Here is a 23,489-nt window from a genome sequence, read left to right on the forward strand (position 1 = left end):
GTGAAACACGGTGCGAACATTTGAATTAAAATACCCGCATTCTTTAGCTTTGGCAGATCTACCAGAGACTGTAACAGCAATTGGTTTCTTCGATGGCATACACAAAGGACATCAACATGTTATCCGAACTGCTGTCTCAAAAGCAAAAGAAAAAGGTATGGAAAGTGCTGTTATTACATTTTATCCGCATCCCACTGTCGTATTAAAAAAAGATGTACAGCACGTCAGATACATAACTCCCTTGCGTGAGAAAAAGGAAATTCTTAAAAGGCTGGGTGTCGATCGACTTTATATCATTAATTTTAATCATGACTTAGCAGCTCTATCACCACAGGATTTCGTTGATCATTTTATTAAAGGCCTTCACATCAAACATGTTGTAGCTGGGTTTGATTTTTCCTATGGTCATAAAGGGAAAGGAAACATGGATACAATTGCAGAACACGCTGCGAATGCATTTACAACTACCACAATTAGTAAAGTAGAATTAGATGATAAAAAAGTCAGCTCTACAAGAATTCGTGAGTTGTTAAGCATAGGAAATGTTAAAAAGGCGAATGAATTGCTTGGTCGCCCACTGACAGTGGATGGTATCGTTGTTAAAGGGGAACAGCGGGGAAAAGAAATGGGGTATCCAACTGCGAATATTGATACAAATACAGAAGCGTTGCTACCCAAACCAGGAATATATGCGGTAAAAGTTATATATAAGAATGAAAAATATGAAGGAATGGCAAGCCTTGGATTCAACCCTACCTTTGATACCGGTTTAACCGAACCTGTACTCGAAGTGAATATTTTTGATTACAATAATGACTTATATGGTGATGAATTGTTTGTAGAGTTTCATAAATTCATACGTGATGAAGAAAAATTTGCTAGCATAGAGCAATTGATCACAGAATTAGATCAGGATGAAGTAATAAGTCGTAGTTTTTTTTCCAAGCCGCATTAACGAAATTACTTGCATTTTTGCTAAAAAAATTGTACGATAAGGTACGTGGAACCATCGCTTGGCAAAACGTAACTCCGACGTTTGCTAGGGGAATGGGGATAAAAATAATATTAGGAGGTGAGCCAGATGGCTATTACACAAGAACGTAAAAATGAAATTATTAATGAATACAAAATTCATGATACGGACACTGGTTCTCCAGAGGTACAAATTGCTGTACTTACTGAAGAAATTACCAAATTAAACGAACATTTACGTGTTCATAAGAAAGATCATCATTCACGTCGTGGTCTTTTGAAAATGGTTGGTAAACGTCGTAATTTATTAAATTATTTACGTAATAAAGATGTTACACGTTACCGTGAACTAATTAAAAATCTTGGCCTACGCCGATAGATGTAAAAAGCAGGAGAGATCCTGCTTTTTTTATACATTAAGAACATTCTCTATCTAACCCGCTTTTGTCTTAAAACATGTTTAGATCGTTGGTAAGAAATTAGATGGCAGATAGTTACTGTGTAAGCTTTTTTACATGAAAATTGACATTTTATCGTATGGATCTTATCCTTTTCTTTTACTTTCTTGCACCTATTTGTATAAAATAGTGCATGGGTGATTGTTTAAAAGGTGTGTAATCATAAAAATAGTTAATTATCTACATAAAATTTACAATCATGCTTATAAACTATAGAATGAAGGTTAGAATGGTTAATTGAAAGGAGTACTTAAACTAATGGCAGAAGAAAAACACCTATTTTCTACCGAAATTGCCGGTGAAAAATTTACCGTCGAGATAGGCGAGTTAGCAAAACAAGCAAATGGCGCTTGTATGGTACATTATGGTGATACGTCTGTATTGTCTGTAGCAACTGCGTCAAACGAACCAAAGGACCTGCCCTTCTTCCCGTTAACGGTAAATTATGAAGAACGGCTATATGCAGTTGGCAAGATCCCAGGAGGGTTTATTAAACGAGAAGGAAGACCAAGTGAGAAAGCTATTTTGTCATCACGATTAATTGATCGTCCGATTCGTCCATTATTTCCAGATGGCTTCCGAAATGAAGTACAAGTAATTAGCACCGTTATGAGTGTAGATCAGGATTGTCCATCTGAAATGGCAGCGATGATTGGATCATCGATTGCATTAAGCGTTTCTGATATCCCTTTTGCGGAACCAATTGCTGGCGTAAACGTTGGTCGTGTTAATGGTGAATTTGTAATTAATCCTACCATCGAACAAGAAGAACAAAGTGATATTGAACTAACCGTTGCTGGTACGAAGGATGCCATCAATATGGTAGAGGCAGGAGCTAACGAAGTACCTGAAGAGGTAATGTTAGAAGCAATTATGTTTGGTCATCAAGAAATTGCTCGTTTAGTTTCCTTCCAAGAAGAAATTGTACAAGCCGTTGGAGCAGCTAAAAAAGAAGTTATTTTATTTGAAGTTGATGATGAGCTGGCTACAAAAGTTGAAGCTGAAGCTTCCACAAAACTGCTCAATGCAATTCAGGTGAAAGAGAAGCATGCGCGTGAAGAGGCAATCAGTGCGGTGAAAGACGAAATTCTCGAAGCTTATGATGAAGAAGACAAGGAACAATATACACAAGTCAAGGCTGTTCTTGACAAAATCGTTAAGGAAGAAGTACGCAGACTAATAACGAAAGAAAAAATTCGCCCTGATGGACGTAAAATTGATGAAATTCGTCCATTGTCTTCACGAATTAATGTATTACCAAGAACACATGGATCTGGATTATTTACAAGAGGGCAAACCCAAGCGTTGAGTGTTTGTACATTAGGCGCTCTCGGAGATGTTCAGATATTAGATGGGCTTGATTTAGAAGAGTCTAAACGATTTATGCATCACTATAACTTCCCTCAATACAGTGTAGGTGAAACAGGACCGATTCGAGGACCAGGTCGTAGAGAAATTGGTCATGGTGCATTAGGTGAACGTGCTTTAGAGAAAGTCATTCCTTCTGATAAAGACTTCCCTTATACTATTCGTCTTGTTTCTGAAGTGTTAGAATCAAACGGTTCGACATCACAGGCTAGTATTTGTGCATCTACGTTAGCGATGATGGATGCTGGAGTTCCAATCAAAGCACCTGTTGCAGGTATAGCTATGGGGTTAGTTAAATCAGGAGACGATTACACAATTTTAACTGATATTCAAGGAATGGAAGATGCCTTAGGAGACATGGACTTTAAAGTAGCTGGAACTGCTAAGGGTGTTACTGCATTACAAATGGATATTAAGATTGAAGGTCTTTCTAAACAAATATTAGAAGAAGCATTAACTCAAGCAAAACACGGACGTATGCAAATCCTTGATTCCATGCTTGCAACGATTAAAGAACCAAAAAATGAACTATCTGAATACGCTCCTAAGATTTTAACGATGAAAATTAATCCAGATAAGATTCGTGATGTTATTGGCCCAAGTGGTAAACAAATAAACCAAATCATTGATGAAACTGGTGTTAAAATTGATATTGAACAAGATGGCAGTGTGTTCATTTCATCTACAGATGCAACGATGAACGATAAGGCGAAAAAGATTATCGAAGATCTTGTACGAGAAGTAGAAGTTGGACAAATGTATCTTGGAAAAGTGAAGCGTATTGAGAAATTTGGAGCATTTGTTGAATTATTTAAAGGAAAAGATGGGCTCGTCCATATTTCAGAATTGGCCGAGGAGCGAACAAATAAAGTGGAAGATGTCGTTTCAATTGGCGATGAAATAATGGTTAAAGTCAAAGAAATTGATAATCAAGGCCGGGTTAACCTTTCTCGAAAAGCTGTGTTAAAAGAAGAGCGGGAAAGAAAAGAAGCTGCAGAATCTCAATCCTAATAATGAACGAAAACAAGAAGCTGGCCGCCCAGTTTCTTTTTATTTTTTAAAAATGGAGATGCATACAAACGCTACAAAGTTAATCATACCTTGTCCCTCTTACTCATATATATGAGTCAAGGGAGGGATATGGATGTACAGATATCGGCAATTGATTCATTTTTTTGTATTTATCATTTTAGTCGGATTAACGTTTGATTTAGGGACAACTCCTGTTGCAAATATAAAAGAAACACCAGAAATAATGGAAGCCGTGAAAACAGAAGATGTGTTATATAAGGAAATTGAAGCAAAGGCGAGGGAATTTGAAGAAGCGCCCCAAAATGCTTATATTGATAGAGTTTGGAAAAAAACACCTGGAAGAAATGGTTTACAAGTCAATATTGAAAAGTCCTATGATAAGATGAAAGATAAAGGGGAATTCGATAAGTCATTATTGGTGTTTGATCAAGTTACTCCTGAAAAAAATTTAGAGGAATTACCTGCATCGCCTATTTATCGTGGTCATCCAGAAAAACAAATGGTGGCATTTTTAATTAATGTCTCTTGGGGAGAGGAATATGTACCTGAAATTTTATCTGTATTAAAAGATAATAATGTAAAAGCTACGTTTTTTATTGAAGGAAAATGGGCAAAGAATAATGCTGAGTTAGTAAAAATGATTCATGAACAAGGGCATGTCATTGGGAATCATGCATATAATCATCCAGATATGTCTAGAATGACAAATCAGCAAATTTTGGATCAAATCGTTCAAACGAATGATATTATTAAAGCAATAATTGGTAAAAGCCCAAAGTGGTTTGCACCGCCAAGTGGCAGCTTTAATGAACATGTGGTTCAAGTTAGTCATGAATTAAACATGCAGACGATACTATGGACCGTCGATACAATTGATTGGAAGAACCCATCCGTTTCTGTTATGATTAACCGAGTTAATACTAAAATCCATCCAGGTGCAACGGTGTTAATGCATCCTACAGAAGCTACAGAACGAGGTCTTGATTCGCTTATTAAGGCAATTAAAGCGAAAGAATTAAAAATCAATACGATTGAGAAGCTTATAGAATCCCAACGATAACATCTAGCTAATCACTTAGGAGGAAAAATCTTGATAGAAAAACATTCGTGTAAAAACGGTTTACGTGTCGTATTAGAACGTGTACCAGCAGTTCGTTCAGTAACCATTGGTATATGGGTGTTAACTGGATCTAGAAATGAAACAGAAGAAAATAATGGCATCTCTCATTTTTTAGAGCATATGTTCTTTAAAGGAACTAAGAATCGTTCCCCTCAAGATATCGCAGAAGAGTTTGACGCAATTGGTGGACAAGTAAACGCCTTCACGTCTAAAGAATATACATGCTTTTATGCAAAAGTTTTGGATACACATAAAGATGCTGCATTAGAAATCCTTGCAGATATGTTTTTTAATTCCACATTCGATGAAGATGAAATGGAAAAAGAAAAGAAAGTAGTATATGAAGAGATTAAAATGTACGAAGATACACCAGATGATATTGTACATGACTATTTAGCAAAAGCGTCATATGGTAGCCATCCTTTAGGGTATCCAATCCTAGGGACAGAAGGGCATTTAAAGTCATTTACACCAGAAAAGCTAAGAAATTATATGAATAAACGATATACACCAAAGAATATTGTGGTTTCAGTAGCTGGAAATGTTGATTCTTCATTTATACAGTCCATCGAATCATTTTTTGGCAGTTATCAAACCTCGAATCAACCTACGGAAATTACAAAACCAACATTTATCAGTGGGAAAATCGAGCGTCAAAAAGATACGGAACAAGCACATCTGTGTATGGGATATGATGGTCTAGCTGTTGATGAAGAAAATATTTATAGTTTAATTATTATGAATAATGTCTTGGGAGGTAGTATGAGCTCAAGGCTATTTCAAGATGTAAGAGAAAAACAAGGATTGGCGTATTCCGTTTTTTCTTACCATTCCTCTTTCATAGATAATGGCTTATTAACGATTTACGCAGGAACAGGGAACGATCAATTAGAACGTTTAACCGACGTCATAAATAAAACAATCGAAACATTTATTTCAAATGGGTTAACCGATAAAGAATTACAAAATAGTAAAGAACAATTAAAAGGGAGTTTATTATTAAGTTTGGAAAGCACAAACAGCCGCATGAGTAGGAATGGGAAGAATGAATTAATCTTACATGAACATCGTACATTGGACGAGATGGTACAGGTTATCGATGCGGTAAATCATAGCTCCATACAGCAAGTAATGGAAACGTTATTTAAACAAGATCCCTCCATCGCTTTAATTGCTCCAAGTCGATAAAAATAACCTATATCAACATAGGTTGATTTTTTTTGCATATACTTGGTAATAACCACGTTAAGAAGGGGTGAAGAGCGGTTTGCGGTATAAAGATATAAGTGGCAAAGAAATTGTTAATGTAAATGAAGGATCACGATTAGGTGTTTTAGGACAAACTGACCTAGAAATAAATGAAAATACCGGTCAAATCGAAGCATTCATTATTCCGAATTATAAATGGTTTGGTTTGAAAAAAGAAGGAGAAGAAACAAAGATTCGCTGGAATGCAATTAAAAAAGTTGGCGAAGACATGATTATTATTGATACGGAGAAAATAAACTAAAAAAGAATGAGAAAAACATAAAATCTTTTATAGGCTGGTGTCCCGACAGGGGATACTAGCCTTTTTTCTTGTCCATATACGAAAACCTAATCACTAACATGCTTCAGGCACATAAGCTATAAAGAAATATGAATTAAAATTGTACGTTTGGAGGGTGTTCACAAGAATGAGTCAAACAATTGCAGTTATTGGTGGAGATGCCCGTTATCTAGAATTAATTCGGCAGCTTCAAGCCTTGACTGAAACCACAATTGTGCTTGTTGGTTTTGATAAATTAGAACAAGGGTTTACTGGTCTTAAACAATTAGATATATATGATGTCGAACCAAGTAAGCTAGATGCTGTTGTGTTACCAATAACTGGTATTGATCAGGCAGGGCGTGTAGAAGCTGTTTTTTCTGAAAAACCAATTTATTTAACATCTGACTGGTTTCAACAATTGCAAGAGTCAACGCTCGTATTTACTGGGATTACGAATAGCTATTTAACCGAAGCAGCAGAAAAAGCTTCCATTCAATTGATACCATTATTAGATCGAGATGATGTTGCTATTTATAATTCGATACCTACAGCAGAAGGTACCATAATGATGGCAATTGAGCATACTGATTTTACCATCCATTCCTCTCGGGTAATGGTTGTCGGTTTTGGAAGAGTTGGCAACACCGTAGCTAATAAATTTTCTTCTTTAGGTGCAAAAGTATCTGTAAGCGCAACAAGGATTAAAGATTTAGCACGTATTACAGAAATGGGGTTAACAGCAGTACCATTAGAAGCATTAGCTGATCATATGCAGGAATGTGATTTATTAATTAACACGATTCCTGCTCCAGTCGTTGAAAAAGATGCAATGAAGCATTTACCATCCCATGCTGTCATTATTGACTTGGCATCAAAACCTGGTGGTACAGATTTTCAATATGCAAATCAACGTGGGATAAAAGCAATATTGGCTAAAAGCTTACCGGGTATTGTTGCTCCAAAAACCTCAGGGAAAATTCTAGCAGATGTTATCAAACAATTTATAACGAAATAAGAGTTAAATTGCTTTTTAAAAACATAATAACGAACATTCAGAAAGGCTGTATTAAAGCCATTCTGAATGAAGTTTTATGTCACTCACACTAGATGAATGATAAACCTTTTGGGAGGCGATTAGATGGATTTAGCAGGTAAAAGAATTGGATTTGGTTTAACAGGATCGCATTGCACATATGATCAAGTTTTTCCGCAGATTGAACGATTAGTAAAGCAAAAGGCAGAAGTTGTACCGATTGTAACGTATACTGTGCGTACTACTGATACAAAGTTTGGCGAAGCAGCAGACCATATCGAAAAAATTGAATCAATTACTGGTAAACGTGTGATTACTACAATGCCTGAAGCAGAACCATTGGGGCCGCAATATCCGTTAGATTGTATGGTTATTGCACCTCTAACAGGTAATTCTTTAAGTAAAATGGCAAATGCATTAACGGATAGTCCCGTACTCATGGCCGCTAAAGCAACGATGAGAAACCAACAACCAGTTGTGTTGGGGATATCTACCAATGATGCACTTGGATTAAATGGAGTTAATTTAATGCGTCTAATGGCAAGTAAATTTATTTATTTTGTTCCTTACGGGCAAGATGATCCATATAAAAAACCAAATTCACTTGTAGCTAAAATGGATCTATTATCTGAAACAATTGAATCTGCATTGGAATTTAAACAACTTCAGCCGGTTATTGTTCCTCATAACAGCTGATCTATGATAAAATGATAAGCTAGAAGTCTATTAAACTTGTATTTGAAGGGAGCAATAGGAGAGATGCCACAAAAATCAGCATATAATGTAGCGGTAGTAGGAGCAACAGGTGCAGTTGGGCAAAAAATAATCCAATTATTAGAAGAGAAGGATTTTCCAATAAATGAATTAAAGCTGTTGTCTTCCAAACGTTCAGCAGGATTAAAACAATTATTTAAACAAACCGAAATTACAGTCGAAGAGGCTACTCCTGAAAGTTTTGCTGGGGTGGATATTGCGTTATTTTCAGCTGGAGGCTCTGTATCTAAGAAATTAGCACCGGAAGCGGTGAAACATGGAGCTGTCGTTGTTGATAATACGAGTGCCTTTCGCATGGATGAAGATGTGCCATTAGTAGTACCTGAGGTGAATAAAGATGATCTCCTTAAGCACCAAGGGATTATTGCTAATCCAAATTGTTCAACCATTCAAATGGTAGCAGCTCTAAAACCATTGCAGGATGCATTTGGCCTTAAACGTGTTATCGTTTCTACTTATCAAGCTGTTTCAGGAGCAGGTAATGAAGCAAATAACGAGTTAGCACAGCAATCAAAAGATTATCTTGATGGCAATGAGACAGAAGCGAATATTCTTCCGGTTAAAGGTGATGAAAAGCATTTTCAAATTGCGTTTAATGCATTACCACAAATTGATGTGTTTCAAGATAATGGATATACCTTTGAAGAAATGAAAATGATTAATGAAACCAAAAAAATCTTACATTCGAAAGAATTGCCTGTAGCAGCTACTTGTGTACGTCTGCCATTCTTCACCTCGCATGCGGAAAGTGTTTATATTGAAGTAGATAAGCAAGGATTAACTGTTCCTAAAATATGGAAAGAGCTTGAAAATGCAGATGGTGTGGTTGTAGAAGATGATCCGACTTCACAGGTCTATCCAACGCCTTTAAGTGCGACGGATAAGGAAGATGTATTTGTCGGCCGTGTTCGAAAAGATCCAGACCAAGAAAATGGGTTCCATCTTTGGGTTGTATCCGATAATTTATTGAAGGGTGCAGCATGGAATACGGTTCAAATTGCTCAAACATTAATTGAAAATAATTGGCTGCAACGATAGAGGTGTTACCATGGGAATATTAGTCCAAAAATTCGGCGGTACTTCCGTACAATCAGAAGAAAATCGCGAACATGTCATTAAACATATAAAAGATGCATTAATGAAAGAATATAAACTGGTGGTTGTTGTTTCAGCATTAGGGAGAAAACCTGATCCTTATGCTACGGATACGCTATTAGGTTTAGTTGACTTTCCAGCAAATAAGAATTCAACTCGTGAATTAGATATGCTCATGTCTTGTGGAGAGATTATTTCATCTGTCGTATTATCAAATGAATTGCAAAAGCATCATATAACTGCCACAGCATTAACTGGTGCTCATGCAGGCTTTGTTACGACAGATGATCATACCCAGGCAAAAATAAAAGAGGTTCAGCCGGATCGAATTTTAAGAGAGTTAGAATCACATGATGTTGTCGTTGTTGCTGGTTTTCAGGGAATTACTCCCGAAGGTGATATCACAACCATTGGAAGAGGAGGTAGTGATACAACAGCAGCTGCGCTTGGAGTTGCATTAGATGCAGAACGTATTGAAATTTTCACTGATGTAAATGGAATTATGACCGCAGATCCACGTGTAGTGGAATCAGCTAGGCCACTCGATATCGTAACCTATACGGAGATCTGTAACTTAGCTTATCAAGGAGCGAAAGTAATTCATCCAAGAGCGGTTGAAATAGCGATGCAAGCAAAGATACCGATGCGTGTTCGTTCAACTTATTCACAAGAGGAAGGGACGTTAGTAACTTCATCACGAGTAGATGGGATGGATGTTATTGATCGATTAATAACTGGGATCGCTCATATTTCCTCTATCACGCAAATACGTGTGCAGACAAAAGAAGAAGCGTATGGGATGCAATCAGATGTATTTAAAGCAATGGCAGAAGCTGGAATATCTGTTGATTTCATTACGATTTCTCCTACAGGGGTAATATATACAGTACCTAATGCTTTTACTGAAAAAGCAGTCCATATATTAGAAACGCTTGGTTTTCACCCAGAGATAACAGAGAACTGTGCGAAAGTTTCTGCCGTAGGTGCAGGAATGACTGGAGTACCGGGTGTTGCTGCTAAGATTGTGCAAGCATTAACGGATGCAAATGTCCAAATTCTTCAATCCGCAGATAGTCATACTACCATTTGGGTATTAGTACAAGATAAAGATTTGAAGACAGCAGTTAATGCGTTACATGATGTTTTTGAATTAAGTGATGCAGGCAGTCCTGCTAATTAACTGAAAAAAGGTGATAAGAATGAACTTTGGTCAGGTACTAACAGCGATGGTTACACCATTTGATGCTAATGGAAATATCGATTATGACCAAACAACGGTGCTTATTGAATATTTGCTAAGTAATGGCACAGATGGTTTAGTAATTGCAGGTACAACAGGAGAATCACCAACTTTAACAGCGGATGAAAAGATCAACCTGTATAACCATGTTGTAAAAACAGTTAATAAACGTGTACCTGTTATTGCCGGGACTGGAGGTAACAATACAAAAGCTTCGATTGAATTATCGAAAGAAGCACAACAATGTGGTGTCGATGCAGTAATGTTAGTGACACCATATTATAATAAACCAAATCAACTTGGTTTATATCAACATTTTCGTACGATTGCCGAGCAAACTGAATTACCGATCATGCTTTATAATATTCCAGGTAGATCGATCATTAACCTAACTGCAGAAACGACAATTGCATTAAGTAAACTGAGTAATATCGTTTCTATTAAAGAATCGAGTGGAGATTTAGATCAGGTCTCGGAAATCATAGAAGGTACAGAACATGATTTTAGTGTTTATAGTGGTGATGACAGTATGACATTGCCAATGCTTTCTATCGGTGGTTCAGGTATTATTTCTGTTGCTTCACATATTATCGGAAAAGAAATGCAAGAAATGGTAACATTTTTTAAAGAAGGTAATGTAAGAAAAGCAGCACGCCTGCATCGAAAATTGTTACCGATAATGAAGGGCTTATTTTCAGCTCCTTCGCCTTCGCCAGTAAAAGCAGCATTGCGCCTGAAGGGGATTGAAACTGGCGGCTTAAGGTTACCGCTAGTCGAGCTTTCTGATCAAGAAATACAACAATTAAAAATGGTAATAAAAAATACCGACTAATATTAGTCGGTATTTTTCTGTCTACACTACATAGGAATAATACTTTCTGGAATTTAAATGCATGCAGGTTGTTATTTACGCTCATACTAATGGAAGTTATAACAATTAAGGAGTGTGCATAAATGAATAAAGAACCGGAAAAGAAAGATGACCAAAATCAAGAGAATAATTCTTCTGCCTTGGTTCAAAAGATTCAACAATTAGGACAATCCAATGTACCTCAAGCTCCAGATTCCAATATCCATGTATTATCGATTATTGGACAAGTAGAAGGTCATGTACAATTGCCACCTCAAAATAAAACAACCAAATACGAACACTTATTGCCTCAACTCGTTGCCATTGAACAAAATCCTAAGATTGAAGGGGTAATTATCTTACTTAACACAGTTGGTGGGGATGTAGAAGCGGGATTGGCATTATCTGAAATGATTGCTTCCATTTCTAAACCGACAGTATCTATCGTACTGGGAGGCGGTCATTCTATCGGGGTGCCAATAGCTGTAGCAACGAATTACTCATTTATTGCTCCAACAGCAACAATGACGATTCACCCTGTCCGATTGACAGGTTTGGTAATTGGTGTACCGCAAACGTTTGAGTACCTTGATGAAATGCAGAATCGTGTTGTCGATTTTGTAGTAAACCATTCTAATATTAAAGAAGAGAAATTCAAAGATTTAATGTTTGCTAAAGGGAACTTAACAAGGGATATTGGTACAAATGTAGTAGGAAAAGATGCAGTTGAGTATGGATTAATTGATGGTGTCGGTGGGGTAAAAGAAGCAATGGAAAAAGTAAATGAACTTATTAAAGAAAATGGAAATGGTAACCAAGAAGCACAGGTGATTCAATGATTTTATATACACCACTTGCAAATGAGGATGTTTTTCCACCGGCTAATGATAATAGTAATCGGCTTACGATTGCTTATGAAGGCAGACATATGTATTGTGAACAAAAGACGGATGGATCTTATGAAGTATTACAATTGCTTTCTACCGATCCACAAGATTTTTTAAACGAAAAATATCAACCTGGAACAATTTTATCGTAAATCACGATATCCAATATTTTCATACAGCTGTTTTATGATATAATCAAAAGTAAATGCTGTGTAGGACCCTTGCCATTTTTTGGGCAGGGGTTTATTCTTCTTGTATAGTTGCCAAGATAGATTGAGGTGAGATAATGGCAAAAAAACGCAAGAAACGCAAAACCAAATTTAAAAAACAGCTGAAACTAGAGTTGATTGGTTTAGTGTTTATTTTTTTGGGAATATTTGGTAGTGGAGCCAGTGCGATCAGTGATGGCGCAATACCTGGAGGGCTAGAACATTTATTTCGGTTTTTATTAGGAATATGGTATTTTGTTGCGTCAGTACTATTACTTATTACCGGTTTTATTCTTGTAGTCAAGCGTAGATTTCCAGACTTTGCGAATAAAAAATTAATTGGGTTTTATATTGTTTTTGCAGGTATACTATTATTAACGCATATTCAAATGTTCGATGAAGCAATAGCAACAAATTCAAACCTTTCGATTATCGGCACCACTTGGGAGAATTATTCAGAATTTCTAAATAGCCAACTAACCTCTGGATATTTAGGTGGGGGGATGGTTGGTGCATTATTACTAACATTTTCTTATTATTTATTTTCACTTGCTGGTGCAAAAATAGTTGCTGTCTTTTCCATTGGTATTGGGATTATTTTTATGACAGAACTATCTGTTGGTGATATCTTTTCTAAGTTTTGGAAACGAATATCGACAACCATGAAGCAGGCAAATGAAGCTAGAAGGGAAAAACGAGAAGCAAGGCAAGCTAAATCAGAAACTCCTTCTAAAGAAGTAGAAGAGCAAGCAGATGATGAGGTCGTCTATCATATAGATGAAGAGCCGGTAATTCAAGATTTTACGGATGTAGCCTATTCAGGTCAGGAACCTGTACCTGAGTCACCCACTCCATCAGAACCGGTTGATGTGACGCCAAATCAAGAGAAAACAGAGGATGCTCTTGAAAACATGCCAATGACAGAAACAGAAAACTATGAATATGTATTGCCATCAATGAAATTGCTGGCGGAACCTGCTCATAATTCACAGCAGCAAGAAAAATCACAAATCCAGGCGACAGTTAGAAAATTAGAGCGTACATTTACTAGTTTTGGGGTTAAGGCGAGGGTAACCAAGGTACATGTTGGACCAGCAGTTACCAAGTATGAGGTTTATCCAGAAGCAGGAGTTAAAGTAAGTAAAATAGTCAGTCTTCATGATGACTTAGCACTAGCTTTAGCAGCAAAGGATATACGTATTGAAGCACCAATACCAGGGAAATCAGCAGTGGGAATTGAAGTACCGAATCAAGAAGTTGCGATGGTTTCATTACGAGAAGTACTTGATAGTATGGGAAGTAAGGAGTCAAAACTATTATTCGCTTTAGGAAGGGATATTTCGGGAGATGCGATAGTTTCAGAGTTAAATAAAATGCCGCATTTACTTATCGCAGGTGCTACTGGTAGCGGTAAGAGTGTATGTGTGAATGGAATTATCACTACCATTTTAATGCGTACCAAACCACATGAAGTAAAAATGATGATGATCGACCCGAAGAAGGTTGAATTGAATGTGTATAACGGGATTCCACATCTATTGGCACCAGTTGTAACGGATCCGAAAAAGGCATCTAGAGCATTGAAAAAAGTTGTTTCCGAAATGGAAAGAAGGTATGAATTATTTTCTGACACAGGGACCAGGAATATTGAAGGTTATAACGAATATATTCGGAAGCATAATCAACGTGAGGGCGATACGCAACCGAATCTACCATATATTGTTGTTCTTGTAGATGAACTCGCAGACCTCATGATGGTTGCTTCTAATGATGTGGAGGACGCGATTACACGATTGGCTCAAATGGCCAGGGCAGCTGGTATTCATTTAATTATTGCAACTCAAAGGCCTTCTGTAGATGTTATTACTGGTGTGATTAAGGCAAATATCCCATCAAGAATTGCTTTTAGTGTATCCTCATCAACAGATTCAAGAACGATACTTGATTCTGGAGGAGCAGAGAAGTTATTAGGAAGAGGAGATATGTTATTCCTACCAGTTGGTGCATCCAAGCCTACTCGTGTTCAAGGAGCCTTCTTGTCCGATGAAGAAGTAGAACGAATCGTTGATCATTGTATTGAGCAGCAAAAAGCATCCTACCAAGAAGAAATGATCCCAGAGGAAACAAACGAGGTCGTTGATGAGGTAGATGATGAATTATTTGATGATGCCGTACAATTGATTACGGAGATGCAAAGTGCAAGTGTGTCCATGCTACAACGGCGATTTAGAATTGGTTATACACGTGCAGCACGATTAATTGATGCCATGGAACAACGTGGAATTGTAGGGCCATATGAAGGTAGTAAACCTCGTACAGTTCTCGTTAGTCAGCCGACAGAAGAGCAGTCTTCTTAGAAAGGGCAGTATAATACCAGTGCTGGTATTATACTGTTTTTATATTTTTTCTTTCATACGATTATACATTCGGGGTCTTTTTGTCGATGGATGTCAAAATTGGAAGAAAATTTTTAAGGAATTTGTCCTAGAAGTATTTATTTATTAAGTAATACATGATATGATTTATGACGAATAAACCAGTCAAACGTCAGATGTCGGATTTCTTGATGTAAGAAATGATTTTGTAAGGAGGGATACAGCTTGTCTATCAAAACCGATTCGAGGCACTTATATTTACAAGTAATTGATGAAATTAAACGTGATATTGAAAACGGTAAGTATAAAGAGAAAGAAAAACTACCTTCTGAATTTCAATTATCAAAGCAATTAGGTGTGTCCCGTGCAACATTAAGAGAAGCATTACGAATACTAGAAGAAGACAACATTGTTAATCGCAGACACGGTGTTGGGACGTTTGTTAACCCAAAGCCAGTTTTTTCTTCAGGTATAGAGCAGTTAACCAGTGTAACGCACATGATTGAACAATCTGGTAAATCTGCTGGTTCACAATATTTATCAACAGAAATCATTGACCCAACAAATGAAGATAAGCGTAAATTTGGCCCAAAACGTATGAATCGATTAGCAAAAATTGAGAGGGTTCGTACCGCAGATGACCAACCTGTCGTTTTTTGTATCGATAAAATACCCGAAAACTATATACCAATGGATAGGGTGCATAAATCGGATTCTATCTTTAGTCTGATGGAAGAATACGCAAATAAACGAGTTGCTTATGCTGTCACATATATTGAAGCAATAGGTTACCATGATCGAATATACGATATACTGAACTGTCATCCGGAACAAACGCTCTTATTATTAAAGCAAATGCATTATACCGAAGATGATGAACCCGTACTTTATTCTGCGAACTATTTTCGATCCGATATGTTCAGTTTCCATGTTTTACGAAAACGACTCTACTGAATCCCCGATTAAAAAAATGAAGCTTTACTCAATATGTAACGGCTTCCATTTTTTTAAATATATTTTTCCTAATTTTTTAAAAATTAAGGAGGTGATCTTACATAATTGATAGGAAGGATTAGATGATTCAAACGTAAGATGAAAAAACATAACAGGGGGGCTTTTAAGTGAAGAATCGTACATTTATTTTACTATTTGCAATTATGGCGAGTGTCGCTGTTGTTCTTTCCGCTTGTGGTGGAAACGAAAGTAGTAACAAAGATAATGCAGCTGCAAATAAGAGTGAGTCCGAAGATTATTCAGTAGCGATTGTTACGGATGAAGGCGGTGTCGATGACAAATCTTTTAATCAATCATCTTGGGAAGGCTTGAAAGCATGGGGAGAGGAACAAGGATTATCGAAAGGGAACGGATTTGACTACGCGCAATCTTCTGATGAATCCGACTATCTGCCGAATTTAACTCGGTTAACGAGAGATGGTTATAATCTTATTTTTGGAGTGGGCTTTTTATTACAAGATGCAGTTACAAAAGTAGCTGAGCAAAATCCAGATACGAATTACGCTATTATTGATACGGTAGTAGAAGCGCCAAATGTTGCAAGTATAACATTTGCTGAGCATGAAGGATCTTTTCTGGCAGGTGTAGCTGCTGCTATGAAAACAAAAACAGATAAGCTTGGTTTCATTGGAGGAGTGGATTCAGACTTAATCAATAAGTTTGAGGCAGGTTTTGAGGCAGGAGCAAAATCAGTGAATCCGGATATTGAAGTGGATATACAATACGTAGGTAACTTTAGCTCGGCGGCTGATGGTAAGCTAATTGCCACCCGCATGTACGAAAATGATACGGATATTATTTATCATGCTGCAGGTGCAGCTGGTAATGGGGTGTTTGCTCAAGCTAAAGACTTGAAACAGAATGATCCAGATCGTGAAATTTGGGTCATTGGTGTTGATCGTGATCAACATGAAGAGGGCAAAATCGGTGAACATAATGTTACCTTTACATCTATGGTAAAACGTGTCGATTTATCGGTTCAGGAAGTCAGCGATATGGGAGCAAAAGATGCATTTCCTGGTGGTGAAGTGCTTGAGTTTGGTTTAGTAGATGATGGGGTGTCTCTTGCAAAAACAAATGAAGAAGCAATGAGTGATGATATCATATCCGCTGTTGATGAATGGAAAGAAAAAATTACGAATGGCGATGTGACCGTTCCAAAAACGAGAGATGAATTAAAGGAATTCGAAGAAAGCTTATAATATAAAACGGAGGCTGGATAGCCAGCCTCTTTATATGTACATATTTTTTCGGAAAAATAGCAATCATTTGTCTTTTAAAAAGGGGGCAGCAATTGAATGGAATACGTCATCGAAATGTTAAATATAAGAAAAGAATTTCCTGGAATCGTTGCCAATGATAATATTACTGTTCAACTAAAATCTGGTGAAATACATGCACTATTAGGAGAAAACGGTGCTGGAAAATCAACTTTAATGAATGTGTTATTTGGATTGTATCAACCTGAACAAGGAGAAATACATGTAAAAGGTAAAAAAGTAAACATTTCAGATCCAAACGTCGCAAATGATCTAGGGATAGGAATGGTCCATCAGCATTTTATGTTGGTAGAACCGTTCACAGTCACCCAAAATATTATTTTAGGAAGTGAACCAACAAAAAAAGGGAAAATTAATCTAAAAAAAGCAGAAAAAGAAGTACAAGAATTATCCGATAAATACGGATTGCGAGTCGATGCGACTGCGAAGATAAGCGATATCTCGGTAGGTATGCAACAGCGAGTTGAAATATTAAAAACACTTTATCGAGGAGCAGATGTGTTAATTTTTGACGAGCCTACGGCGGTGTTAACTCCTCAAGAAATAACCGAGCTTATTGAAATTATGCATGCTCTAGTGGCTGAAGGTAAATCGATTATTCTAATTACGCATAAGCTAAAAGAAATCATGCAAGTGTGTGATCGGTGCACTGTAATCCGTAAAGGGAAAGGGATTGGTACCGTCAATGTCGAAGATACCAATGTTAATGAGTTAGCATCATTGATGGTTGGTAGAGAAGTTTCTTTTAAAACAGAAAAAAAACCCGCGGAACCAAAGGAAACGGTACTTGAAATTAAGAATTTAATTGTAAAAGATACAAGGAAAGTAGAAATGGTAAAAGGGCTGAATTTAGATGTGCGAGCTGGGGAAATTGTAGGTATTGCCGGAATTGATGGCAATGGTCAAACGGATTTAATAGAAGCCATTACTGGCTTAGCAAAATCTAGTTCAGGTAGCATTCAATTAAATAATAAAAAAATAACGAACCTCTCACCTCGAAAAGTAACAGAAAGCGGAGTTGGCCATATCCCTCAAGACAGGCATAAATTTGGACTTGTACTTGATTTTCCAATTGGTGAGAACATGGTGTTGCGAACGTATTACCAAAAACCGTATTCCAAATATAAGGTGCTGAATTATAAAGAAATTTACCAAAAAGCTAAAACACTAATTGCTGAATATGATGTACGTACGCCAAGTGTGTATACGAAAGCAAGGGCGTTATCCGGGGGAAATCAGCAAAAAGCTATTATTGCAAGGGAAGTGGATCGTTCTCCCGATCTGCTGATCGCCGCCCAACCTACTAGGGGCCTTGATGTAGGAGCTATCGAATTTATTCATCAAAAATTAATTGAAGAGCGGGATAAGGGAAAGGCAATTTTGCTACTGTCCTTTGAATTAGACGAGATATTAGATGTAAGTGATCGGATTGCTGTTATTTTTGATGGAAAGATAGTAGCAGATGTTCATCCTGATGAAACCAGCGAACAGGAATTAGGTTTATTAATGGCTGGCAGTAAAACCAAAGAGGCAGGTGATCATCATGCATTCGAATAAATGGTTTAACATTTTGGTTCCAATTATTTCTGTCATCATTGGACTATTGTCTGGTGCAATTATTATGCTTGTCTCCGGATATAACCCGATACAAGGCTATGTCGCTTTATTTAATGGGGCATTTGGTGACCTGTATTTCTTTGGAGAGACAATTCGTCAAACAACGCCGTATATATTAACTGGACTTGCGATCGCTTTTGCTTTTAGAGCGGGGTTATTTAATATCGGGGCAGAAGGCCAGGTAATAGTAGGCTGGTTAGCAGCTGTTTGGATAGGTACCTCAATGGAAGCACCTATGTATATTCACCTTCCATTAGCCTTATTCGTAGCAGCATTGGCCGGAGCATTTTGGGGATTCATCCCAGGTTTATTAAAAGCACGCTTAGGTGTTCACGAAGTTATTGTTACTATTATGATGAATTATATTGCTTTATATAGCGCCAATGCCATTATTCGTCGTGTATTAACAGATAGTGCAGATAAAACTGAGACCATTGCTTCCAGTGCATCATTGGCATCTGAATGGTTAGAAGGATTAACATACTTTTCTCGCATGCACTATGGAATTATGATTGCTTTATTTGCAGCAGTGATTATGTGGTTTATTATAGAACGAACAAATATCGGTTATGAACTTAAGTCGGTTGGTTATAATCAACATGCATCTAAATATGCAGGGATGAGTGTAAAACGGAATATCGTATTAGCAATGGTTATCTCAGGGGCTTTTGCAGGTTTAGCAGGATCAATGGAAGGGTTAGGTACTTATGGTAATATGACCGTTAGCTCTGGTTTTTCCAATATTGGCTTTGATGGTATTGCTGTCGCTCTTTTAGGAGCAAATACGGCAATTGGTGTGGTACTGGCAGCATTTTTATTTGGTGCATTAAAAGTTGGAGCGCTTAATATGCCAACACATGCTGGCGTCCCAAATGAATTAGTAGATATTATTATTGCATTGATTATTTTCTTTGTAGCATCTAGTTATATTATTCGGTGGATAATACTTCGCTTTAAAAAGGAGGAGAAATAAATGGGGGTTATTGAATTATTGCAATCGATTATCCCAACTGCATTATTTTATTCTGCACCTTTAATTTTCACAGCTTTAGGCGGAGTATTTAGTGAGCGCTCCGGCGTCGTGAACATCGGTTTAGAAGGATTAATGGTCATGGGGGCTTTTGTTGGAATTGTATTTAATCTGACATTTGCGGATGTGTTGGGAGCTTGGACACCTTGGGTGTCGATTATAGTCGCTATGATCGTTTCCGCACTGTTTTCTATTATTCATGCCGTGGCATCTGTTTCATTTCGCGCAGATCAAGTAGTTAGTGGGGTCGCAATTAACTTTCTCGCATTGGGATTGGGTGTATTTTTAACAAAGCAATGGTATGACAAGGGACAAACAGATATGGTAAGTCAACCATTCTATACAACTGACATTCCATTACTAGCAGATATTCCAATTATTGGGTCGATTTTCTTTGAAGGGATATATATTACCTCATATGTAGCGATCATCCTAGCTTTTTTTGCATGGTATGTATTGTATAAAACGCCTTTTGGTTTAAGACTTCGAGCAGTAGGTGAACATCCGATGGCAGCGGATACAAACGGTATTCATGTTTATAAAATAAGGTACATTGCCGTGATTATTTCTGGTGCAATGGGGGGACTAGGCGGTTCTGTGTTTGCTTTAACGATCGCTCTAAATTTCTCTCATGCTACTATTGTAGGGCAAGGTTTTATGGCGTTAGCAGCTGTTATCTTTGGAAAATGGCATCCATTAGGAGCAATGGGCGCTGCTCTTTTCTTTGGGTTTGCACAAAGTCTAAGTGTTATTGGAGCCGGAATTCCTTTCCTTGCAGATGTACCACAAGTATTTCTGTTAATCGCACCATATGTCCTAACGATATTAGCATTAGCCGGTTTTATTGGCCGGGCAGAAGCACCGCGAGGGAATGGAGTACCTTATATTAAGGGAAGTAGATAAGTTATTACATTTACGGTTTGCGTATTATATTCGCAAGCCGCTTTTTTTTACTTTATAATGGATGATAAATGGAAAATTTGTGAAGAATAAATAAGTAAAAAATTATCAAGTATACAGGAGGATGGTTATGCGTGAAATCACCGAAATTGTAAAGGACATGGATGGATCACAGCTTCATCTTATTCCCAATAAAAAATATAAAACCATAACTTTAGTGATTAAATTAAAAGCACCATTAACGAAAGAAACAATAACTAAACGTGCGCTGCTTCCATATATTCTCAAGCAGGGAACAGAGAAATATCCTACCAAGCAAAAATTGCAACTCAAGCTTGATGAATTATACGGGGCTTCTATTTCCATTGACGGTGCCAAAAAAGGTGAGAATCATATTATAAGTCTGCGTCTGGAAATAGCGAATCCTAAATTTCTCAAAGATGCGTCTACGATTGTAGATGAAGGCATTCATTTATTACACGAAGTCTTATTTAATCCAAATATCGAAGGCTCAGGATTTGAACCAACCATTTTTAATCGAGAAAAGGATACACTAAAACAAAAAATACACGCAATTAAAGATGATAAGATGAGTTATGCAAATATGCGATTAATGGATGTAATGTGTGAGGGTGAACCCTATCAATTACATGTACATGGTTATTTAGAAGACTTAAAGGATATTACTCCGGAAACGCTTTATACTTACTATCAAGAGATGCTCGTATCCGACCGAATAGATATCTATATGCAAGGTGATATGGATGAGCAGCTGATGGAAGAAAAAATAACTACAGTCTTTGAACGCTTAACATCAAATAATTCAATCGTTAAAAAGACAAGGACATCTTCTGTTTCTAGTGATAAGCAACCAAAGGAAGTCATCGAAACCGATCAGATTCAACAAGCGAAATTGCATATTGGGTATCGCACGAATGTTACATTTGAAGATGAGGCATATTACGCCTTGCATGTATTTAACGGTATTTTCGGCGGTTTTCCTAGTTCAAAACTATTTATAAACGTACGTGAAAAGAATAGTCTAGCATACTACGCTGCTTCTCGAATGGAAAGTCATAAAGGATTATTACTTGTATTTAGCGGCATTGCTCCTAGTGATTTTGAAAAAGCAAGAGAAATTATTCGAGAACAAATGGTTGCGATGAAACAAGGGGATTTTACAACAGAGGCATTAGAGGAAACGAAAGCGTTAATAACGAATCAATTATTAGAAACCATGGATCATCCACAAGGCACAATTGAATTCTTATACCAGCAAGTATTATCCGACAAGCAAGTAGAGCCATTAACATTTATTGAAAAAATTAAACAAGTAACCAAAGAAGATGTCCTTCATGTTGCCCAGCAAATCCAAGAGGATACACTGTACTTATTAACTTCTGCGAAAGGAGATACCCATGAATAAACATACGTATCAAGATATGGATGAAACTTTGTATACGAATAAATTAGATAACGGTCTTACCGTGTGTTTACTGCCAAAACCTGAAATGGCTAAAACACATGCATTATTTACAACAAATTATGGCTCCATCGATTTACATTTTACTCCCATCGGGAAAGAACAGGTTATCTCTGTGCCAGAAGGGGTTGCCCACTTTTTAGAACATAAGCTGTTTGAAAGTGAGAAAGGGGATGTATTTGCTGATTTTTCAAAGCAAGGAGCTTCTGCAAATGCGTATACATCATTTACGAAAACGGCTTATTTATTTACGGCCACGGATCAAATTGAAAAGAATGTAGAAACGCTAATCGATTTTGTTCAAGATCCTTATTTTACGGAAGAATCCGTAGAAAAAGAAAAGGGAATCATCGCACAAGAAATAAAAATGTACGATGATCAGCCAGATTGGCAATCGTTTATGGGAACGATTAAAGCAATGTTTAAGAATCATCCAGTAAATGTTGATATTGCTGGTACAGTAGATTCAATTAATCAGATTACAAAAGATGATTTGTATACCTGTTACAATACGTTTTATCATCCAGAAAATATGATTTTGTTTGTTGCTGGGAATTTTAACCCAGAAGATATGATGAAGTTAATTGAGCGAAATCAAGCGAAAAAATCATTTAAGGAAATGGAATCATTAAAACGAGAGTTCCCAGAGGAACCTTCTGCAGTTGCTGCGAAAACGAAGAAAATTACGATGCCTGTCTCGATTGCTAAATGTACGGTGGGCATTAAAAATCTAGCTAATGGTCTTTCAAGTGATGCGTTCTTAAAAAAAGATATCCTCCAAGACATGATCATGGACCACTTCTTTTCGAAAGGTGGCGCATTTTATCAACAGCTTTATAGCGAGCAACTAATTGATGATAGCTTCTTTTTTGAAACCAATTTAGATCGTGACTTTGGTTATACCTTAATTGGTAGTAACACCGAGCAACCTGAAGCATTTGCATCATTATTGAAAAAAATGTTACTAGAAATGAAAAACACGACACTTTCACAAGCAGAATTTGATCGTATGAAAAAGAAAAAAATCGGTCAATTGCTTCGTTCCATGAACCGCTTAGAAAATGTAGCTAATGCTTTTACACATTATCATGCAGCAGGAATCGATTTTTTCTCCATTCTGCCAGCAGTCAGAAATCTAACATTAGAAGATGCTCAGCAATTTGTGAAGCAATGGATAGATGAAGAGCGTTTGGCAGTATGCACGATTGCTCCGGAGTAATA

Annotated in this window: 21 protein-coding genes; all 21 read left to right on the forward strand. The window is 37.1% G+C overall.

Translation table 11 applies throughout. The features are described 5' to 3' along the window. Nucleotides 1-10 precede the first annotated feature (10 nt). The 21 genes from JKP73_RS09690 (at nt 11) to yfmH (ending at nt 23,487) form a co-directional block, all read left to right on the forward strand. Nucleotides 11-955, forward strand: a complete 945-nt coding sequence (locus JKP73_RS09690; RefSeq protein ID WP_038244229.1) for a bifunctional riboflavin kinase/FAD synthetase — start codon at nt 11-13, stop codon at nt 953-955. Between the two features lie 126 nt (nt 956-1,081). Next, the gene (gene rpsO / locus JKP73_RS09695; RefSeq protein WP_021291533.1) at nt 1,082-1,351 is read left to right on the forward strand and encodes a 30S ribosomal protein S15; all 270 of its coding nucleotides are present in this window, start codon (nt 1,082-1,084) and stop codon (nt 1,349-1,351) included. Nucleotides 1,352-1,688: 337 nt separating this feature from the next. Next, nucleotides 1,689-3,809 (forward strand): polyribonucleotide nucleotidyltransferase, encoded by a 2,121-nt coding sequence (gene pnp / locus JKP73_RS09700; protein WP_021291532.1) that lies wholly within the window; start codon nt 1,689-1,691, stop codon nt 3,807-3,809. A gap of 133 nt (nt 3,810-3,942) precedes the next feature. Next, complete coding sequence (locus JKP73_RS09705) at nt 3,943-4,890, forward strand: polysaccharide deacetylase family protein (RefSeq protein ID WP_200411157.1); 948 nt, start codon at nt 3,943-3,945, stop codon at nt 4,888-4,890. A gap of 30 nt (nt 4,891-4,920) precedes the next feature. After that, nucleotides 4,921-6,138 (forward strand): M16 family metallopeptidase, encoded by a 1,218-nt coding sequence (locus tag JKP73_RS09710; RefSeq protein WP_200411158.1) that lies wholly within the window; start codon nt 4,921-4,923, stop codon nt 6,136-6,138. Between the two features lie 79 nt (nt 6,139-6,217). After that, a complete protein-coding gene (locus JKP73_RS09715; RefSeq protein ID WP_021291529.1) occupies nt 6,218-6,460 on the forward strand; it encodes a YlmC/YmxH family sporulation protein in 243 nt (80 codons plus the stop codon). 166 nt (nt 6,461-6,626) lie between these two features. Beyond that, on the forward strand, nt 6,627-7,496 hold the full coding sequence (gene dpaA, locus JKP73_RS09720; RefSeq protein ID WP_021291528.1) for a dipicolinic acid synthetase subunit A: 870 nt from the start codon (nt 6,627-6,629) through the stop codon (nt 7,494-7,496). A gap of 123 nt (nt 7,497-7,619) precedes the next feature. Continuing rightward, a complete protein-coding gene (gene dpaB / locus JKP73_RS09725; protein WP_021291527.1) occupies nt 7,620-8,210 on the forward strand; it encodes a dipicolinate synthase subunit B in 591 nt (196 codons plus the stop codon). Between the two features lie 63 nt (nt 8,211-8,273). Next, entirely contained in the window at nt 8,274-9,326 is a 1,053-nt protein-coding gene (locus JKP73_RS09730) for an aspartate-semialdehyde dehydrogenase (RefSeq protein ID WP_021291526.1), read from the forward strand. A 10-nt stretch (nt 9,327-9,336) separates the two neighbouring features. After that, entirely contained in the window at nt 9,337-10,563 is a 1,227-nt protein-coding gene (dapG, locus tag JKP73_RS09735) for an aspartate kinase (RefSeq protein WP_021291525.1), read from the forward strand. Between the two features lie 19 nt (nt 10,564-10,582). Continuing rightward, on the forward strand, nt 10,583-11,455 hold the full coding sequence (gene dapA, locus JKP73_RS09740; protein ID WP_038244208.1) for a 4-hydroxy-tetrahydrodipicolinate synthase: 873 nt from the start codon (nt 10,583-10,585) through the stop codon (nt 11,453-11,455). A 122-nt stretch (nt 11,456-11,577) separates the two neighbouring features. Then, nucleotides 11,578-12,312, forward strand: coding sequence for a ClpP family protease (locus tag JKP73_RS09745; RefSeq protein WP_021291523.1), 735 nt, complete (start codon nt 11,578-11,580; stop codon nt 12,310-12,312). Further along, complete coding sequence (locus tag JKP73_RS09750) at nt 12,309-12,512, forward strand: YlzJ-like family protein (RefSeq protein WP_021291522.1); 204 nt, start codon at nt 12,309-12,311, stop codon at nt 12,510-12,512. Before JKP73_RS09745 ends, JKP73_RS09750 begins: the two co-directional genes overlap by 4 nt. Nucleotides 12,513-12,646: 134 nt before the next feature. Then, nucleotides 12,647-14,926 carry an FtsK/SpoIIIE family DNA translocase gene (locus JKP73_RS09755; protein ID WP_021291521.1) on the forward strand — a complete coding sequence of 760 codons (2,280 nt, stop codon included), beginning with the start codon at nt 12,647-12,649 and terminating at the stop codon, nt 14,924-14,926. A gap of 243 nt (nt 14,927-15,169) precedes the next feature. Continuing rightward, nucleotides 15,170-15,898: a GntR family transcriptional regulator gene (locus tag JKP73_RS09760; protein ID WP_200411159.1), complete on the forward strand. Its 729-nt coding sequence runs from the start codon at nt 15,170-15,172 to the stop codon at nt 15,896-15,898. Nucleotides 15,899-16,065: 167 nt separating this feature from the next. Next, complete coding sequence (locus tag JKP73_RS09765) at nt 16,066-17,160, forward strand: BMP family lipoprotein (RefSeq protein ID WP_160807207.1); 1,095 nt, start codon at nt 16,066-16,068, stop codon at nt 17,158-17,160. Nucleotides 17,161-17,256: 96 nt separating this feature from the next. Beyond that, a complete protein-coding gene (locus JKP73_RS09770) occupies nt 17,257-18,795 on the forward strand; it encodes an ABC transporter ATP-binding protein (protein WP_200411160.1) in 1,539 nt (512 codons plus the stop codon). After that, complete coding sequence (locus JKP73_RS09775) at nt 18,782-19,828, forward strand: ABC transporter permease (RefSeq protein WP_021291517.1); 1,047 nt, start codon at nt 18,782-18,784, stop codon at nt 19,826-19,828. Before JKP73_RS09770 ends, JKP73_RS09775 begins: the two co-directional genes overlap by 14 nt. After that, nucleotides 19,829-20,788 (forward strand): ABC transporter permease, encoded by a 960-nt coding sequence (locus JKP73_RS09780; protein WP_021291516.1) that lies wholly within the window; start codon nt 19,829-19,831, stop codon nt 20,786-20,788. A 127-nt stretch (nt 20,789-20,915) separates the two neighbouring features. Beyond that, nucleotides 20,916-22,211 carry an EF-P 5-aminopentanol modification-associated protein YfmF gene (yfmF, locus tag JKP73_RS09785; RefSeq protein ID WP_021291515.1) on the forward strand — a complete coding sequence of 432 codons (1,296 nt, stop codon included), beginning with the start codon at nt 20,916-20,918 and terminating at the stop codon, nt 22,209-22,211. Then, nucleotides 22,204-23,487, forward strand: a complete 1,284-nt coding sequence (gene yfmH / locus JKP73_RS09790; protein WP_021291514.1) for an EF-P 5-aminopentanol modification-associated protein YfmH — start codon at nt 22,204-22,206, stop codon at nt 23,485-23,487. The genes yfmF and yfmH overlap by 8 nt, the downstream gene beginning before the upstream one ends. The last annotated feature ends 2 nt before the right edge of the window (nt 23,488-23,489 follow it).

This window comes from Virgibacillus salexigens, assembly GCF_014905415.1.
GTDB classification, from domain to species: Bacteria; Bacillota; Bacilli; order Bacillales; family Amphibacillaceae; genus Virgibacillus; species Virgibacillus salexigens.

Coding starts and splice junctions, on each gene's coding strand:
- rpsO (WP_021291533.1), top strand. CDS start 1,082: ATGGCTATTACACAAGAACGTAAAAATGAAATTATTAATGAATACAAA.
- pnp (WP_021291532.1), top strand. CDS start 1,689: ATGGCAGAAGAAAAACACCTATTTTCTACCGAAATTGCCGGTGAAAAA.
- JKP73_RS09705 (WP_200411157.1), top strand. CDS start 3,943: ATGTACAGATATCGGCAATTGATTCATTTTTTTGTATTTATCATTTTA.
- dpaA (WP_021291528.1), top strand. CDS start 6,627: ATGAGTCAAACAATTGCAGTTATTGGTGGAGATGCCCGTTATCTAGAA.
- dpaB (WP_021291527.1), top strand. CDS start 7,620: ATGGATTTAGCAGGTAAAAGAATTGGATTTGGTTTAACAGGATCGCAT.
- JKP73_RS09730 (WP_021291526.1), top strand. CDS start 8,274: ATGCCACAAAAATCAGCATATAATGTAGCGGTAGTAGGAGCAACAGGT.
- dapG (WP_021291525.1), top strand. CDS start 9,337: ATGGGAATATTAGTCCAAAAATTCGGCGGTACTTCCGTACAATCAGAA.
- dapA (WP_038244208.1), top strand. CDS start 10,583: ATGAACTTTGGTCAGGTACTAACAGCGATGGTTACACCATTTGATGCT.
- JKP73_RS09745 (WP_021291523.1), top strand. CDS start 11,578: ATGAATAAAGAACCGGAAAAGAAAGATGACCAAAATCAAGAGAATAAT.
- JKP73_RS09750 (WP_021291522.1), top strand. CDS start 12,309: ATGATTTTATATACACCACTTGCAAATGAGGATGTTTTTCCACCGGCT.
- JKP73_RS09755 (WP_021291521.1), top strand. CDS start 12,647: ATGGCAAAAAAACGCAAGAAACGCAAAACCAAATTTAAAAAACAGCTG.
- JKP73_RS09770 (WP_200411160.1), top strand. CDS start 17,257: ATGGAATACGTCATCGAAATGTTAAATATAAGAAAAGAATTTCCTGGA.
- JKP73_RS09775 (WP_021291517.1), top strand. CDS start 18,782: ATGCATTCGAATAAATGGTTTAACATTTTGGTTCCAATTATTTCTGTC.
- JKP73_RS09780 (WP_021291516.1), top strand. CDS start 19,829: ATGGGGGTTATTGAATTATTGCAATCGATTATCCCAACTGCATTATTT.
- yfmF (WP_021291515.1), top strand. CDS start 20,916: ATGCGTGAAATCACCGAAATTGTAAAGGACATGGATGGATCACAGCTT.
- yfmH (WP_021291514.1), top strand. CDS start 22,204: ATGAATAAACATACGTATCAAGATATGGATGAAACTTTGTATACGAAT.